The following is a 14,349-nucleotide window of genomic DNA, read 5'->3' as shown; positions in this document are numbered from 1 at the left end:
CGGGCTGGCCCGGCCCGGAACGAACGGGCCCTAGACCCCTGCGTCGGCGGTGATGTCGGCGGCGGGGAACGCCGCGTCGCGGGCCCGCAGCCCCTCGTCGGTGAGCAGGTCCGTCAGACACAGATCAATGGTCCGTGCGGTCGACCGTGCGGCGTCCGGGGTCCGCATCGGGCGGATCCCGAACATCGCCTGGGCGCTGAGGCCGTCGATCGCCGCCCACAGCGGCAGCTCGTCGTTCATGACGACCCCGGGCCGGAACGCCCCCGCCTCGATCCCGCGCTCGACGATCGCCTGCAATTCCACATTGATGGCATCGGCGTGCGCGGCGACGGTCTCCGACGGGCCCAGGTTCTCCATCATCGTGCGGGCCCACGCAGGCTCGTCGATCGAGAACTCCACCACGGCGAGAGCCGCTTCGCGCAGCTCGCGGTAGGCGGCGAGGACCGGATCGGACACCGCACCGCCGACGGCCGCGGCCGCCACGCGACCGACCAGCTCGACGAACCCGCGGGCCGCGACCTCCTCGACGAGCTGCTGCCGATTCGCGAAATGGCGGTACGCCGCGGTGGCGGACACCCCGATGTGCGGGGCGATCTCGCGGAGGATGATCGCCTTCTCCCCCGAAACCCTCGCGCGAGCGGTGGCCTCCTGGATGATGGCGTTGCGCAGATCGCCGTGGTGGTAGGCCTTCTTCTTCACCGCGCCCTCTGCCGTCGCAATACCTGCCTCGACCATGTCGATGCTCCTTCGCGTGTGTAGAGAGGACGGGGGCCACCCGGCGGGTGGCGGATACATCCATTAGACCACTTTTCGCCAGTCTGCCACCTGAGGCCATCGCCCCCGATACGTAGGCTGGGGTCCATGTCGACCGTTTTCAGCAAGATCATCGCCGGTGAACTGCCGGGCCGGTTCGTCTGGAAGGACCCCGAGGTGGTCGCCTTCCTCACCATCGCACCTGTCGCGCCCGGCCACACGCTGGTCGTCCCGCGCGCGGAGGTCGATCGGTGGACCGATCTCGAGCCCGCGCTGCTGACCCGGCTCAACGAGGTCGCACAGGCCGTCGGCAAGGCGGTCGTGGGAGGCCTCGGTGCGGCGCGCGCCGGGTATCTCATCGCCGGCTTCGAGGTGCCGCACACCCACATCCACATCTTCCCCGCCGACGACATGTCCGGATTCGACCTGTCGCTGGCGGACCCCGACGCGCCCGCCGATGAATCCGACGCGGCGGCCGAGACCATCCGGCGGTCGCTGCGCGAACTGGGCTACGGGGAGTTCGTGCCGGAGGCCTGAACCCGGGGCCGTCCGCCCCGGGTCGGCGGTCGGCCGCCGGCGCCGGGCCCTGCCCGATCGTCAGTGTCCGAGCGCCCGGGTGACGTCCTGCATGTCCTGATAGTCGGTCCACGCCGCGACGAGACCGTCGCGGAGCGCGAAGAACGAGCCGACCTCCACCTTCAGGGCGACCCCACCGATGGTGAGGTGTGTGGTCCGGTTGAGCGCCGCCACATCGCCCGAGCCCAGTACGTGGTGGATGTCCACGCTGACGTCGGTCGAGACATCCTGGTTGAACTCGATCACATGGCGCAGGCCCTCGTGTCCCCGGACAGTCTGCGTGCCCTCGATCGTGAGGACGACGTCCGGCGTGCACCATGACTGCGCGGTCTCGACGTCCCCCGCGAACGCCGCCTCGATCAGGGCCCTGACCACTTCCCGGGGATCCACGTCCCCGGCTCCGCGTTCGCTCACGGCATCCGCCTCCCCGTTATCCGACGATCTCGTCGATCGCGTGCATGCTCTTGTAATCCGCCCATCGCGTGACCATCCCGTCCTCCACTTCCACGAACGAACACCCCCGGATCTCGATCCCGCCGCTGGGCAGCGTGTAGCGCTCGATCCGGCGCAGCGCGACGACCCCCTCGGACTCCAGGACCTCCCCCTCCACCCCGACGGTGAGGAAACCGGCCAGTCGGGAGAGGTCCGACACGATGTCGCGGACACCATCGTGCCCCTCGTAGCGCCTGACCTGGCCCGTTGTGTATACGATCGACGGCGAAGACAGTGCGATGGTCCGCTCGGCGTCGCCCGAGGCGAGGGCGGCCATCCACGCAGTGGCGATCTCTGTTGCGGACTGCGTCATCTCGGCGGCGTCCTTCTGGCGACGGGAACGTTGAGAACATTCTACTCACCAGTAGACGGAAGCTAACAATGATCACTGAACTGGGGGTCCCGGTCGGGGCCGCATCCCGCGGCCACCACCGACGGCCCGACACTTGGCGTGCCCTCAGCTTCCGGCTCGAACGCCGACGCCACTCGAGAGCTGGAGACGAGACTTGAACTCGCAACCGCCCGATTACAAGTCGGGTGCGCTACCAATTGCGCCACTCCAGCACGGGCGGCGACACCGCCGCGGCCCGCCAGTCATCCTAACCCGGCCACCGTCGGGGCTCTTGACTACGGTGTGCACCGTGGAGACCCGCGACGCACCGGCACCGCTCACCCGACCACTGGCGTGGATGGGACTGCGCAAGTCCGCCATGGACCTGGCGGTCGAGCCCCCGCTGTCCCCCATGGCGCCGGTCGACCTCGACGACGACGGCGCCGTCACCGACGTCCTCAACCTCGCCCTCGAGATCGGCGGGATCCTGCTGTCCTCCGGCGAGGGCGCCGCGGACACCGTCGCCCAGGCCGAGTCCGTGGCGGCGGCGTTCGGCCTGCCGGGCGCGACCGTCGAGGTCACCTTCACGTCGCTGACCATCGGGGTCAACCGACGTCGCGGCCGACCGCCGATCTCGGTCATCCGGGTGGTCAACTACCGCACCGTCGACATGACACGGGTGACCCGCGTCTCCCGCCTCATCGACCTCATCGTGCGCCGCCAGCTCACCGTCGACCAGGCCGCCGCCGAGGTCGAGAGGATCGTGGCCTCCCCGCACCCGCACTCCTTCCGCGTCGCGGTCCTGGGGTGGGCGATGCTGGGGTGCGCGGTGGTCATCCAGCTCGGGGGGAGCCCCCTGGCCGGCCTCATCTCCATGGTCTCCACGTTCGGCCTGATGTACGCCAACCGCTACCTCGACCGCCACCGGCTGCCCAGCTTCTTCCAACAGGTCGTGGGCGGGTTCATCGCGGCCGCGTGGGCCCTCGCCGCGTACGTGGCCGTCAGCGACAACTTCATCGAGGTACAACCCTCACAACTGGTCGCGGCCGGGATCATCGTGTTGCTCGCGGGGCTGACCCTCGTCGGCGCCATCGAGGACGCCATCACCGGGTTCCCCGTGACCTCCGCGGGACGCGGGGTCGAGACCATGGTGATGACCGGCGGAGTCCTGGGCGGGATCACGATCGCGCTCGCGGTGTTCGAACGTCTCGGGATGTCCCCGCCCCCGATCGACCCGGCCATCGCCGGCACCGCCGCCGTCCACATCGCGGTGCTCGCCGCGGGCGTGGGCGCCGCCGGGTTCGCCGTGGCGAGCTACGCGACGGTCCGAGCGACCTGGCTCGCGGCCACCGTCGGCGCGATCGGCATGCTCATCTTCCAGGCGGTCATGGCCACCGGACTGGGAGTGGTGGTGGGCTCCGCGCTCGCCGCCTGCACGATGGGTCTGATCGGCGGCATCCTCGCCCGTATCGCGACCGTCCCGCCCCTGGTGGTGACCATCGCCGGCATCACGCCGTTCCTGCCGGGCCTGTCCGTGTACCGCGGCCTGTCGGCGCTGACGAGCGACCAGACGGGTATCGGTCTGGGCCTGATGTTCCAGGCGTTGGCGATCGCGGTGGCACTGGCCGCCGGGATCGTGTTCGGTGAGTGGGTGACCCGTAATCTGCGCCGGTCGGCGGCCGCGGACGGGTGAAGTAGAATCGGCGACGGACGACGTCACCCGAGCAGGGCGCGTGTCCCCCACCGATCCCAGGAGGACCACTATGGCTTCAGCCGCCGCCAGCAAAGAACCCGAGCTCGACGACCTGGAGCCGGTCGCGGACGAGACCGCCGACCAGGCCCGCAAGGTCGTGGCCTCGTACTCGGCCGACGCCGACGAGTGCCGGATGCTCCTCGACATGCTCGGGATCGGTCCGGAGCCGCAGGTGACGGCGGACGCCGAGTAACCAGACCACAGCGATCCACGCGAGGGGGCACCCGATGACGAGCGGTACCGGGCAGATGTCCACCGATGCAGGGGCCGACTTCGTCGTCGTCGCCAACCGTCTCCCCGTGGACCTCGTCATCGACCGGGACGGCACCGAGCACTGGAAGGCCAGCCCGGGCGGCCTCGTGACGGCGCTGGAGTCCATCCTCAAGGCAGGCGACGGCGCGTGGGTGGGGTGGCCCGGCGTCCCCGACGCCGCCCCCGAGCCGTTCGACGCGGACGGCATCCGCCTCCACTCGGTCACCCTGTCCGCCCGGGACGTCGAGCTCTACTACGAGGGTTTCTCCAACGCCACCCTCTGGCCGTTGTTCCACGACGTGGTGGTGCCGGCCGAGTACCACCGCGAGTGGTGGAACTCCTACCGCGAGATCAACACCCGCTTCGCCGAGGCCACGGCAGAGGCCGCCGCCGAGGGTGCCACCGTCTGGGTGCAGGACTACCAGCTGCTGCTGGTGCCGTCCCTGCTGCGCGAACTGCGGCCCGACCTCACCATCGGGTTCTTCCTGCACATCCCGTTCCCGCCCGTCGAGCTGTTCATGCAGCTGCCGTGGCGCACCGAGCTGGTCGAGGGCATGTTGGGGGCGGACCTGGTGGGGTTCCACCTCCCCGGTGGAGCCGACAACTTCCGGATCCTCGCCAACCGTCTGCGCGGCTACCCGTCCGTCCGCCTGCGCTCGTCGCGGGGCCGCGCCTCCGAGATCCGGGTGGGCGACCGGATGGTGCGGGTCGGCGCGTTCCCCATCTCCATCGACTCCGCGTCCGTGGACGCCACGGCCCGCGCGCGCGAGACCCGGGATCGCGCCACCCGCCTGCGTGAGGAGCTGGGGTCGCCGCGGGTCCTGCTGCTCGGCGTGGACCGTCTGGACTACACCAAGGGCATCGACGTCCGCCTGCAGGCCCTGGAGGAGCTGCTGGAGGAGGGGCGTCTGGAGCCCGCCGACGTGACCCTCCTGCAGCTGGCCACGCCGAGCCGGGAGCGGGTCGAGCAGTACCAGATCATGCGGTCGCGGATCGAGGAGTCGGTGGGCCGCATCAACGGCACCTTCGGCGAGATCGGGCACCCCGTGGTGACCTACATCCACCGGCCCGTCCCCAAGACCGAGTTGGCGGCGTTCTACTCCGCCGCCGACGTGATGCTGGTGACGCCCGTGCGTGACGGTATGAACCTGGTGGCCAAGGAGTACGTGGCCTCGTGCACCGACGGCGAGGGCGCCCTGGTGCTCAGCGAGTTCGCCGGCGCCGCCGCGGAGCTACGCCAGGCGTACCTGTGCAACCCGCACGATCTCGACGGGGTCAAGGACGCCATCATGGCCGCGGTCGACGACTCCCCCGACGACCGGCGGCGCCGTATGCGGTCACTGCGTCGGCAGGTGTTGAGCAACGATGTCCACGCGTGGGCCCGCCGGTTCTTCAACACCCTCGACGCCACCTCGGACGACTAGGACCCCGTCCGCCCCGGGCGGCGCCCCATACCCGGGCGTCGGTTGGCGGTCAGAGCGCGTCCGGGTCAAAGCGCGTCCGGGTCAGAGCGCGTCCGGGTCAGAGCGCGTTGAGCTCGGCGAGCTTCCACGTCCCGTCCTGGCGGACCATGTCCACGCTCAGCCGTGAGGCCGAGCTGGCCGCCTCGGGTGCGTCCTTGGTGGAGACCATCCGGTTGAGCATGACCAGCACGGTGACGCGTTCGGCGTCCGTCACCTCCTGCGGGGCGGCGGCGGCGACCGTGGCGTAGACGGTGGCCTCCTGCTCCTTGGCGGCGGAGGCGACGGTCGGCATGGACTGTTCGACGAATTCCGACAGCGCCGGGTCGGTGAGCCGGTCCCGGACCGCCGCGAGGTCCGCGTCCACCGTCCGGTGGTCGTAGGTGAACATCTGGGTGGTGATCTCGCGCGCCGCGTCGGTGGCCGCCCGGGGCGCGGCCGCGATCTGTTCCTCGATCGCCGTCGCCTCGCGGGCCTCGACGTACTGCCACGTGGCCAGGCCGGTGACGACGACGAGGGCCGCCGACACCAGTGCCAGGGCGGTGATCAGGGTGCGCCGACGGGCCGGGTCGATCGGTTCCCGGGACGCCGGCGACGACGAGGGGGTCGAGGTGGCCGGCCGGGCGGTCGCGCCGCCGGCGGTGTCCTCGTCCGATCGTGCGTCGGCGGTCTCGGTGCGGGGCATGGCCTCCATGCCCTCGAACAGCCCACCGGCCCGTGCGGCCTCGAGGGCACGCTCGCGGGCGGCGTCGGCCTTGCGCTGGGCGCGGGCCGCGCGCTCGGCCTCGCGCTGGGCGCGACGGGTGGCGCGGATGTCGGAGTCGGGAGTGGTCATGGGATGAAGTTCACCCCCGTGACCTTCATCTCGCCGTCGTCGTGTCGGTTCACGGTCACGCGCACACGGTACTGGCGGTCCTGGTCCTCATCGGACTTCGGGTTGCCGATGGTCTGGTCGATCGCCATGATCACCTCGGCCCGGTCGGGGTAGGAGTGCTCGACGGCGGCGGCGGACACCACACCGTCGGCGACGACATTGGTGGTCTTGACGACGTCCTCGTACGAATCGCGGCGAGGCGCGAACTGCTCCGAGAAATCGCCGTCGATCAGGCCGACGATCTCGTCGACGTCCTCCGACAGCGTCTCCTGCCTGATGGTCATGAGCTTGGTCATCACGGTCGTCGCGAAGTCACGGTACGAGGCGTCGAGTTCGGCAGCGGAGGCCCGGTCGGCGCGCACGGAGGCCGCCGCGTTCCGCTCACCCAGCCACAGCGACGTCGCGACGACGGCGGCCACGAGACAGACCGCCGCGACCACCGCGGTCACGGTGAGCCACAGGCGCCCACGGTCGGCGGGGTTGTCGTCCGGCTGTGGCACTAGGTCACTCCGTTCGTGAGGATGTCGGCCAGGTCGGCGTCCGCCGGGAGTCGTCCGGCATCACCGAGATTGAGCTGACGATACGTCTTACCGTCGGCGCCCAGGTATTCGCCCGTCGACGGGTCGTACATCGCGGCCGACGTGCGGATCTCCTGTTCTCCGGTGTCCGACGACGGCACAACGTTCCACCCGTTGGGGTTGTTCCCGGGCGGACCGACCTCGCTCGTGTCCGGGGGGTTGATCCCCTCGGGTTGGTAGTCGTCCGCCGCACACTCGGCGGGCGACGCCGCCCGCCGGCCGGGGTACTCCATGCACGGCAGGTTGCGGGCGCCTCGCACGACCTGCTGCGAGTCCTGGGGCACCTTGCAGTAGATGCCGTTGATCAGCGGCGGCACCGAGAGGTCCGCCGGCGAGCGGCGTTGATCGGCCGGGAGGAAGCCGGTGGTGCACGGCGGGGTCTCGTTGATCTGGAGGTTGAAGTCCACCTTGATCTCACCGGTGTCCTTGGCGCCGTTGATGGCGGTGATGAGCGAGGACACCAGGGCGGGGTAGATCACGAGGAGCTGCTCGATGGAGCGGTTGTACACGACGCCCACCTCGCCGACGCTCACCAGATTGGCGACCAGCACCGGCATGGTCGGCTGCAGATCGTTGAGGACCTTGGTCGCCCGCGCCAGAGAGTCCGGGCCGCGTTGGATGATCGAGGTCAGCTGGGGCTCGTTGGTCCGGAGCTGATCGGTCAGGTCCGCGAGGTTCCGGGTCCAGGCCCGGATCGAGTCCGACGAGCGGAGCTGGGAGTCCAGGACCGGCTCGGCGTCGGCGATGAGCTGACGGGTGACGTCCGTGTTGGAACGGGCCTCCTCGAGCAACAACTGGGCCGAGTCGAGGAAGCGCTGGAGGTCGCGCTCCGAGCCGTTGAACGCGTCGAACGACTCGGAGATCACGCGTCGCATCTTGGCATCGTCGATCGACGCCATGAGCACGGTGGCCTGGTCCAGTACCGGTCCGATCCCCTGGGGCATGTCGACCCGGTCCCGCCCGAGCACGGACCCGTCCGCCAGCTCGCCGCTCGGTTCGCCCTCCGGGACGAACTCCACGTATTGCTCACCGACCGCCGAGACGCTGCGGATCTGGGCCCGGACGTTCTCCGGGACATCGGCCCGCGCGTCGAAGTGCAGGTTCGCCACGACGTGCCCGGGTGTGAGGGTGACGGAGTCGACACGACCGATGACGTTGCCGAGGTACGAGACGTTGGCGTTCTGGTAGAGGCCGCCGGTGTCGGGCATCTCCAGGGCGACGTCCGTGCGCTGCCATCCGAAGGCCGTGGGCAGCTTGAGGTAAGACACCGACATGACCGTGAGGGCCAGAACGGTGACCACGGCGAAGATCGTCAACTGGATCTTGACGAGACGGGTCATCGCGGTGCCTCCTCGGTCGTGGCGGCGGGCGGCTCCGCGGGTGCGGGGTCCCCGTCGGGCTGCTCCGGCGTCGGCGTGGCGGCGTCCCCCGCGGGCGCGGGCGCGCCGTCGGGTGCGGGCTCCGGTCGGGGCACGTCGAGGGAGTACGGGTCCGCCCCGGCGAGCGGATTCGGTGCGAGTCCGATGTAGCCCTCGACTCCCGCCATCCGGTTACCGAACTCGGTGCCCAGGAGCATTGTCTCCGCCAGGCGCGGCATCGTCGCGTCGGCGTGGATGTACAGGTTGGCGTAGTCCCCGCGCAGGAAGTTGTCGATACCCGCCTGCGGGAACGGGAACGTGATGAGCGAACTGAGCACCCGGGTCATGTCACGTCCGGCGTTCGCCAGCCCCTCGAGCACCGGGGTGAGATCGCGGAGGTTGTCCACGAGATCCTGTCCGCCGCCCGCATCGATGACCTGGTTGGCCTTGTTGCCGAAGTCGCCGAGCGAGACCAGGGCCGTGGTCAGCTGCTGCTTCTGGTCATTGATCAACGTCAGCGCCTCCGGCATCTGGGCCAGGGCCCGGGCGAGGGTGTCGTTCTGCTCGTTGATCTGTCGCGACAGACGGTCGAGCCCCTCCATCGCGGCGATGATGTCGGCACGCTGGTCGTCGAGTCCGCTGACGGTGGTATCCAGCTGCGTGAGGACCTCGTTGGCGTCGATCTCGCGGCCGTCCAGGGCGGTGTTGAGCTCGGTGGCGATGGTCTCGAACTGGGCCAGGCCGCCGTCGGTGAGGACGACCGACAACGCCGACAGCGTCTGCTCGGTGGTTGGGTAGACGCCGGCGCGGGCCAGCGGGATCACGTCACCGTCCGCCAGTGTGCCCTGCGGGTCGCCCTCCGGCGGCGGGAAGAGCTCGAGGTGCTGGGAGCCCAGGAGGCTGGTCTGCCCGATCTTGGCGTGGGCGTTGGCCGGGAGCCTGACCTCCTCGTTGAGGCTGATCGTGACGATCGCGGTGTAGTCCTCCACCCGCATGGCGGTGATGGAACCGACGTTGACATCGTTGACCCGCACCGGGGAGTTGCGGGTGATGGTCGTGACGTTGGGCATCTCGATCGTCACCTCGTAGGCACCCTCACCCTTGCCCTGGGCCCCGGGGAGCGGAAGGGAGTTGAGACCCTGCCACGAACACCCGGCCCCCGAGAGCAGGACCACCGTGCCGAGCGCGCCGACCGCCCGCAGGCGGGACCCGGATCCGTTGCCGAGCATCAGGCACCTCCCGTCACGAGCAGGGTGTCGGTGAGGTTGTCCCCACGGTTGACGACGTTGACCAGCGGGTCCGGGCGGTCCGACACCGGCTGCACACCGGGCGGGGTCCGGGTCCCGGGCTTCTGACGATCCCAGATCTGGTGGGGCTCGGCGGTCGGGGTGATCGGCGGGGTGACCGCGCCGTACGGGTAGTTGGAGGTCAACGAGTTGAACAGCGGACCCATGTACTCGGCGCACAATTGCGCATCGGACTCGGCGGTGTTGTTGGCCAGGCCGGCGATGGCGCCGCAGATGAAGTTGGTCGGGTTGGCCATCTGGTTCATGGCCAGGACACCGGTGAGCACACCCTGGTACGGCCGGTAGATGTTGTAGAAGTTCGACATCGCCGTCGGCCCCACGTGCAGCACGCCCTCCAGTTCCGCCCGGCGGTCGCGGACGACCTCGGTCGCCCGGCCCAGCTTGTCGACACCGGTGGTGACACGGTCGCCGTGGTTCTCCAGGAACCGGTTGATGTCCATCACCGCCAGATCGAGATCGCGCAGGGCCGCATCGATGTCCGCGGTCTGGTCGCCCAGCACCTGGGAGACGCTGGCGAGCCTGCCGCCGAAGGAGACGATCTGCTCCTCGCTCTGGGACAGGGCCGTGACGAAGAGCTGCAGGTTCTTGAGGGTGGTGAAGAGGTTCTCTCGGCCGTCGGACAGCAGCGACATGGTCTGCGACACCTCGCTGAGAGCATCGCGGATCTCGCCGCCGTTGCCCTCGAGCATCGAATCCGCCGACTCCACGAAGTCCCCGAGCGGACCGGTCTCCTCGTCGCCGGTCGGCCCGAGGGCCGAGGAGAGCTTCATGAGCTGCTCCTTGACCCCGTCCCACTCGACCGGGACGGCCGTCCGCTCGACGGGGATCGTCCCGCCGTCGGGCATCTCCTCCCCACCGGTGAAGGCGGGGGTGAGCTGGATGAAGCGCTCGGCGACCAGGGATTGCGCGACGAGCAGCGCGTTGGCGTCCGCCGGGATGGCGACGTCGCGATCGACCTCCATGGTCACCTTGGACTTGCCGTCCTCGGTGGCGATGTCGGAGATGCTGCCGACTCGCACACCCAGGACCCGCACGGTGTCGTCCTCGTAGACACCCCGGGTGGACGGGAAGTAGGCGGTGATCGTCTTGGTCCGACCGGTGAAGAACCACACCGCGCCCACGACGATCGCGATCACGGCGAGCAGCGCCACGATCTTGGCCAGCGGGGAAGACAGGATTCGACTCATCGCGGCACCCTCTTCTCGCCCCAGCCGGGGTGCTCGTCCATGAACGTCAGCTCGGGAGTACCCGGCATGGTGGGTTCACGGACCAGACCTGGTTCAGGCTGGACGCGGTCGTCGATCAGTGGCAATAGGTCCCTCACGATCGTCTGCTGGTAGTGGCCGAGGGACAGGTTGGATATGTAGGCGTTGAACCACGGTCCGGAGGCGACGGCCTCACTCAACGCCGTGGAGAACGGGACGATCCGACGCAGGCCCAGGTCGATGTCGTCCTTGTTGCGGATCAGTAGATCGGAGACCTGCTCGAGCTTGTCCAGGGCGGGCCCGAGTTGGGCCTCGTTGTCCTGGACCAGCCCCGACAGCTGACGCGCGAGTTCGTCGATGTTCATGATGAGCTCGCTGAGAGCACGACGCCGCAGGTCGAGTTGTGTGAACAGGGTGTTGCCGTCGACCATGAGCTGGTTGATCTGTTCGCTGCGCCTGCCCAGCACATCGGTGGTACCGGCCGCCTTCTCGAGCAGTTGTCGGACCCCCTCGTCGCGTTCGTTGAGGGAGCGGGACAGACGGGTGATCCCGTCGATCGCACCCCGGACCTCGGGAGACGACCCCTCCATGGTCTCGGCGAGAACGGTCAGGGCCTCGTCCACCTTGTCGGTGTCCATGGCCTCGACGGTGTCGCTGAGGTCGCCGAGCGCCGACGTGAGCGAGTACGGGACGGAGGTCCGCTCGATCGGGATCGTGTTGTCCTCGAGATCTCCCCGGCCGTCCGAGAAGACGCCGAGCGCGCGGCGGCCGAGAATCGAGTCCGTCTTGATCTGCGCGGAGGTGTCGGCACCGAGTTCGACACCCCGGTTGATGGCGAAGCGCACCCTCACCCGGTCACCGTCCAGCTCGATCTTGCGGACCGTCCCGACATTCATCCCGGCGACCTGGACGTGGTCCCCGGTGTCGAGACCCGCGGCGTCGGCGACGTAGACGGTCGCGTCGCGCATGCCGTTGACGTAGGGGATGCGGTCGTAGTTGAGGGAGATCCCCATCAACGCCACGGCGCCCACTGCTCCCCACACGCCGAGCTTCTTGGGATCGCGGTCTCGGAACCGGAGTTGACCGCGGGGCGCCTTGGGGGGCGCCTGGCTTGAATCGTCACTCATCGGGGAAGGCACACCGTCCCGTCGTCTGCTCGTACTGCGGCATGTAGAGCCCCTGCCCGGTGGCGGGGTCGGTGATCTGCACGATGTTGCCGCACAGGTAGAACTGGAAGAAGCTGCCGTAGATGCCGAGCCGTCCCATCTTCTCGAAGTCCGACGGGAGCCGGTTCATCACGTTCTCCACGAACGGCTCGTCCTCGTTGATGAGCGTCGCCACCCGGTCGATCTGGGCTACGTCCTCACGCAGGGCGGGACGGACGTCGGCCAGCAGGGTGGTCATGTTGGCGCTCGCGTCGTTGAGGCGGTCGACGGACTCGCCGATCGGTCCTGCGTTCGCGGACAGTCCGGAGACGAGCTGCTGAAGGTCGTCGACGATCGAATCCACATTGTCCTGGTTGTCCGCCACCGTGGTGAGCACCCCGTTGAGGTTGGTGATCACGTCGCCGATGAGCTGATCGCGGTCCGCCAGCGTCTGTGTCAGGGATGACGTCGCGGCGAGCAGGTCCTGGACGGTTCCCGCCTCACCCTGGAACACCTTGACGATGGACTCCGACAGTTGATTGACCTGGCCGGGATCGAGCGCCTTGAACAACGGGCGGAACCCGCCCAGGAGCGCGTCCAGATCCAGGGCCGGCGACGTCTGGGACAGGGGCAGCGTCCCGCCGATCTCGAGCGGGGACTGGTCGCCCTCGCCCCGCTTGAGTTCCAGGTACCGGTCACCGGTGAGGTTCTCGTAGCGCACCATCGCCTCGGTACTGGTGTGGACCACTTGGTCCCCTGCCACCGAGAACTCCACCGCGGCGGTGTTGCCCTCGGCCAGCTCGATGCTGCCGACCGTGCCCACCTCGACGCCCGCGATGCGCACTTTGTCCCCCGGTTCGAGACCGGAGACGTCGGTGAAGGCGGCGTTGTAGTCCTCGGTGTCACCCGACCGGTACTCGCTGAATACCACGACCAGACCGATGAGGACCAGGGCCATCACCGTGGTGAACAGCGTCAGCTTCACCAGGGTGGACCGGAGGTCGCGCGTCGCCGCGCGGGCCGCGCTCACGGGGTGCCCCCGTCCATCCCGAGCATGACCTGCAGAAGGGTCGGGGGCGCGGGTACACCGGGGACGGTCGGCCGCAGCGGACCGAAGAGCGGGGCGGGACGAGAGGTGAACACGTCGGGCATGCCCTCCACAGGGTTGGAGCCGGTGTCGGTGACGACGAACGGGGCGTGGACATCCGGGGCAGGGAACGGCAGGCCGTAGCAGTTGGGCCCGGTGCTGGCGTTGACCTTGGGCAGGTCCTTGGGGTACTCGTACGCGCGCGCACCCTGCTGGAAACCGGCCTTGAACACGAGGCCCGGCTGGTCCTTGCCGCCGAAGGCGGACATCGCGCCCTCGACACCCTGGTTGAGGCCGACGATCAGACAGGTCAGCATGGGCGAGTACTCGGCGAGCAGGCTGGTGGACGCCCGCAGGTCCGACAGGGTCTTGACGAGTTCGTTGCCGTTCTCCGACAGCAGCCGCTTGCCGGTCTCTCCGGTTCCGATGCTGGAGGCCAGGAGTTGCTCGAACCGGGCCTGGTTGTTGACGACGTTGGCGCCGACGTCCGTGCCGGAGTCGAGCAACCGCATCAGGTCAGGCGTGACGTCGGCGTAGAGGTTGGCCACGCGGGACCCCTTGGCCAGGTCGCGCTGGAGGGTCTCGATCTGCGGGTTGACCTCCTGCAGGTAGTCGTTCAGATCGGTGATCGTGCGCCCCACCTGTTCGCCCCGGCCGTCCACAGCGCCCGAGATGGCGCCCAGAGTGGCGTTGAGTTTCTCGGGCTCGATCGCCTCCAGCAGGACGGTGAGGTCCTCGAAGAGGGTGTTCACCTCGGTGGTGACGTTGGACGTCTCGACGACTGCACCGGCCTCGAGGGCCGTCGGGGCCGGGCGCGCCGGAGGTTCGAAGTCGACCGACTTGGCTCCGAAGACCGTATTGGACCCGATCGTCACGACCGAGTTGGCCGGGATCGCCTCGAGAGCGGCGGGATCCACCTCGATGTCGAGGGTCGCGCCGTCGAACTCCTGGCGGATGTCGGTGACATTGCCGATCTCGACGCCACGCGAACGCACCTTCGCGTCGGCCTCCATGACCAGACCCGCGCGATCGCTGCGCACGGTCAGCGGCACCCGGTCGTCGAAGGCGCGCACGAACATCAGGAGCGAGGTCGCGACCACGACGACGATGAACAGCGCCAGGCTCGCGGCAGCGATGCGCTTGGGCACCGCGTCGCTCTGACTGACCGTCCTCGCCAT

The 14,349-nt window shown here is 69.0% G+C and carries 15 protein-coding genes and 1 tRNA gene; 4 read left to right on the top strand and 12 right to left on the bottom strand.

Going from position 1 to position 14,349, the window contains the following annotated elements; translation table 11 throughout:
* Positions 1–30: 30 nt before the first annotated feature.
* Positions 31–735: a TetR/AcrR family transcriptional regulator gene (locus tag VZF99_RS03120; protein WP_396468090.1), complete on the bottom strand. Its 705-nt coding sequence runs from the start codon at positions 733–735 to the stop codon at positions 31–33.
* A gap of 126 nt (positions 736–861) precedes the next feature.
* Here VZF99_RS03120 and VZF99_RS03115 point away from each other — a divergent pair, with 126 nt between their 5' ends.
* Positions 862–1,290, top strand: a complete 429-nt coding sequence (locus VZF99_RS03115; RefSeq protein WP_120284500.1) for an HIT family protein — start codon at positions 862–864, stop codon at positions 1,288–1,290.
* A gap of 60 nt (positions 1,291–1,350) precedes the next feature.
* On the opposite strand, the gene VZF99_RS03110 is transcribed toward VZF99_RS03115, so the two are convergent.
* The 3 genes from VZF99_RS03110 to VZF99_RS03100 all read right to left on the bottom strand — a co-directional run bounded on the left by VZF99_RS03110 (position 1,351) and on the right by VZF99_RS03100 (position 2,385).
* Positions 1,351–1,743, bottom strand: coding sequence for a nuclear transport factor 2 family protein (locus VZF99_RS03110; RefSeq protein WP_244200782.1), 393 nt, complete (start codon positions 1,741–1,743; stop codon positions 1,351–1,353).
* Positions 1,744–1,759: 16 nt separating this feature from the next.
* The gene (locus tag VZF99_RS03105; protein WP_120284504.1) at positions 1,760–2,134 is read right to left on the bottom strand and encodes a nuclear transport factor 2 family protein; all 375 of its coding nucleotides are present in this window, start codon (positions 2,132–2,134) and stop codon (positions 1,760–1,762) included.
* 178 nt (positions 2,135–2,312) lie between these two features.
* Positions 2,313–2,385 (bottom strand) — tRNA-Thr (locus VZF99_RS03100).
* Between the two features lie 77 nt (positions 2,386–2,462).
* On the opposite strand from VZF99_RS03100, the gene VZF99_RS03095 reads away from it, so the two are divergent.
* From VZF99_RS03095 to VZF99_RS03085, 3 genes are all read left to right on the top strand, one after another.
* Positions 2,463–3,845 carry a threonine/serine exporter ThrE family protein gene (locus tag VZF99_RS03095; protein ID WP_407335687.1) on the top strand — a complete coding sequence of 461 codons (1,383 nt, stop codon included), beginning with the start codon at positions 2,463–2,465 and terminating at the stop codon, positions 3,843–3,845.
* Between the two features lie 70 nt (positions 3,846–3,915).
* Positions 3,916–4,098 carry a hypothetical protein gene (locus VZF99_RS03090; protein ID WP_253003223.1) on the top strand — a complete coding sequence of 61 codons (183 nt, stop codon included), beginning with the start codon at positions 3,916–3,918 and terminating at the stop codon, positions 4,096–4,098.
* Between the two features lie 34 nt (positions 4,099–4,132).
* Positions 4,133–5,581 (top strand): trehalose-6-phosphate synthase, encoded by a 1,449-nt coding sequence (locus tag VZF99_RS03085; protein ID WP_407335686.1) that lies wholly within the window; start codon positions 4,133–4,135, stop codon positions 5,579–5,581.
* Positions 5,582–5,678: 97 nt separating this feature from the next.
* Here the strand turns inward: VZF99_RS03085 and VZF99_RS03080 are convergent, their stop codons facing one another.
* From VZF99_RS03080 to VZF99_RS03045, 8 genes are read right to left on the bottom strand one after another with little or no spacing between them, the layout of a single operon-like run.
* Entirely contained in the window at positions 5,679–6,452 is a 774-nt protein-coding gene (locus VZF99_RS03080; RefSeq protein ID WP_120284508.1) for a hypothetical protein, read from the bottom strand.
* Positions 6,449–6,991 carry a hypothetical protein gene (locus tag VZF99_RS03075; protein ID WP_096906008.1) on the bottom strand — a complete coding sequence of 181 codons (543 nt, stop codon included), beginning with the start codon at positions 6,989–6,991 and terminating at the stop codon, positions 6,449–6,451. The genes VZF99_RS03080 and VZF99_RS03075 overlap by 4 nt, the downstream gene beginning before the upstream one ends.
* Positions 6,991–8,409, bottom strand: coding sequence for an MCE family protein (locus VZF99_RS03070; RefSeq protein ID WP_120284510.1), 1,419 nt, complete (start codon positions 8,407–8,409; stop codon positions 6,991–6,993). The genes VZF99_RS03075 and VZF99_RS03070 overlap by 1 nt, the downstream gene beginning before the upstream one ends.
* The gene (locus VZF99_RS03065; protein WP_120284512.1) at positions 8,406–9,656 is read right to left on the bottom strand and encodes an MCE family protein; all 1,251 of its coding nucleotides are present in this window, start codon (positions 9,654–9,656) and stop codon (positions 8,406–8,408) included. The genes VZF99_RS03070 and VZF99_RS03065 overlap by 4 nt, the downstream gene beginning before the upstream one ends.
* The gene (locus VZF99_RS03060) at positions 9,656–10,921 is read right to left on the bottom strand and encodes an MCE family protein (protein WP_120284514.1); all 1,266 of its coding nucleotides are present in this window, start codon (positions 10,919–10,921) and stop codon (positions 9,656–9,658) included. Before VZF99_RS03060 ends, VZF99_RS03065 begins: the two co-directional genes overlap by 1 nt.
* Positions 10,918–12,066: an MCE family protein gene (locus VZF99_RS03055; protein WP_407335685.1), complete on the bottom strand. Its 1,149-nt coding sequence runs from the start codon at positions 12,064–12,066 to the stop codon at positions 10,918–10,920. Before VZF99_RS03055 ends, VZF99_RS03060 begins: the two co-directional genes overlap by 4 nt.
* Complete coding sequence (locus VZF99_RS03050) at positions 12,059–13,114, bottom strand: MCE family protein (protein ID WP_407335684.1); 1,056 nt, start codon at positions 13,112–13,114, stop codon at positions 12,059–12,061. The genes VZF99_RS03055 and VZF99_RS03050 overlap by 8 nt, the downstream gene beginning before the upstream one ends.
* Positions 13,111–14,349, bottom strand: coding sequence for an MCE family protein (locus VZF99_RS03045; RefSeq protein WP_407335683.1), 1,239 nt, complete (start codon positions 14,347–14,349; stop codon positions 13,111–13,113). Before VZF99_RS03045 ends, VZF99_RS03050 begins: the two co-directional genes overlap by 4 nt.

Origin of the sequence: Dietzia kunjamensis, from assembly GCF_045689975.1 — a bacterium.
In the GTDB taxonomy this organism is placed as follows: Bacteria; Actinomycetota; Actinomycetes; order Mycobacteriales; family Mycobacteriaceae; genus Dietzia; species Dietzia kunjamensis.
Note: the sequence above shows the minus strand (reverse complement) of the source record. Positions and strands in the feature narration are given on the sequence as shown.

Excerpts from the sequence above, each read along its gene's own strand:
- VZF99_RS03105 (WP_120284504.1), bottom strand. The coding sequence starts at position 2,134 with ATGACGCAGTCCGCAACAGAGATCGCCACTGCGTGGATGGCCGCCCTC.
- VZF99_RS03060 (WP_120284514.1), bottom strand. The coding sequence starts at position 10,921 with ATGAGTCGAATCCTGTCTTCCCCGCTGGCCAAGATCGTGGCGCTGCTC.
- VZF99_RS03070 (WP_120284510.1), bottom strand. The coding sequence starts at position 8,409 with ATGACCCGTCTCGTCAAGATCCAGTTGACGATCTTCGCCGTGGTCACC.
- VZF99_RS03065 (WP_120284512.1), bottom strand. The coding sequence starts at position 9,656 with ATGCTCGGCAACGGATCCGGGTCCCGCCTGCGGGCGGTCGGCGCGCTC.
- VZF99_RS03085 (WP_407335686.1), top strand. The coding sequence starts at position 4,133 with ATGACGAGCGGTACCGGGCAGATGTCCACCGATGCAGGGGCCGACTTC.
- VZF99_RS03045 (WP_407335683.1), bottom strand. The coding sequence starts at position 14,349 with ATGGCGAGGACGGTCAGTCAGAGCGACGCGGTGCCCAAGCGCATCGCT.
- VZF99_RS03115 (WP_120284500.1), top strand. The coding sequence starts at position 862 with ATGTCGACCGTTTTCAGCAAGATCATCGCCGGTGAACTGCCGGGCCGG.
- VZF99_RS03080 (WP_120284508.1), bottom strand. The coding sequence starts at position 6,452 with ATGACCACTCCCGACTCCGACATCCGCGCCACCCGTCGCGCCCAGCGC.
- VZF99_RS03055 (WP_407335685.1), bottom strand. The coding sequence starts at position 12,066 with ATGAGTGACGATTCAAGCCAGGCGCCCCCCAAGGCGCCCCGCGGTCAA.
- VZF99_RS03120 (WP_396468090.1), bottom strand. The coding sequence starts at position 735 with ATGGTCGAGGCAGGTATTGCGACGGCAGAGGGCGCGGTGAAGAAGAAG.
- VZF99_RS03090 (WP_253003223.1), top strand. The coding sequence starts at position 3,916 with ATGGCTTCAGCCGCCGCCAGCAAAGAACCCGAGCTCGACGACCTGGAG.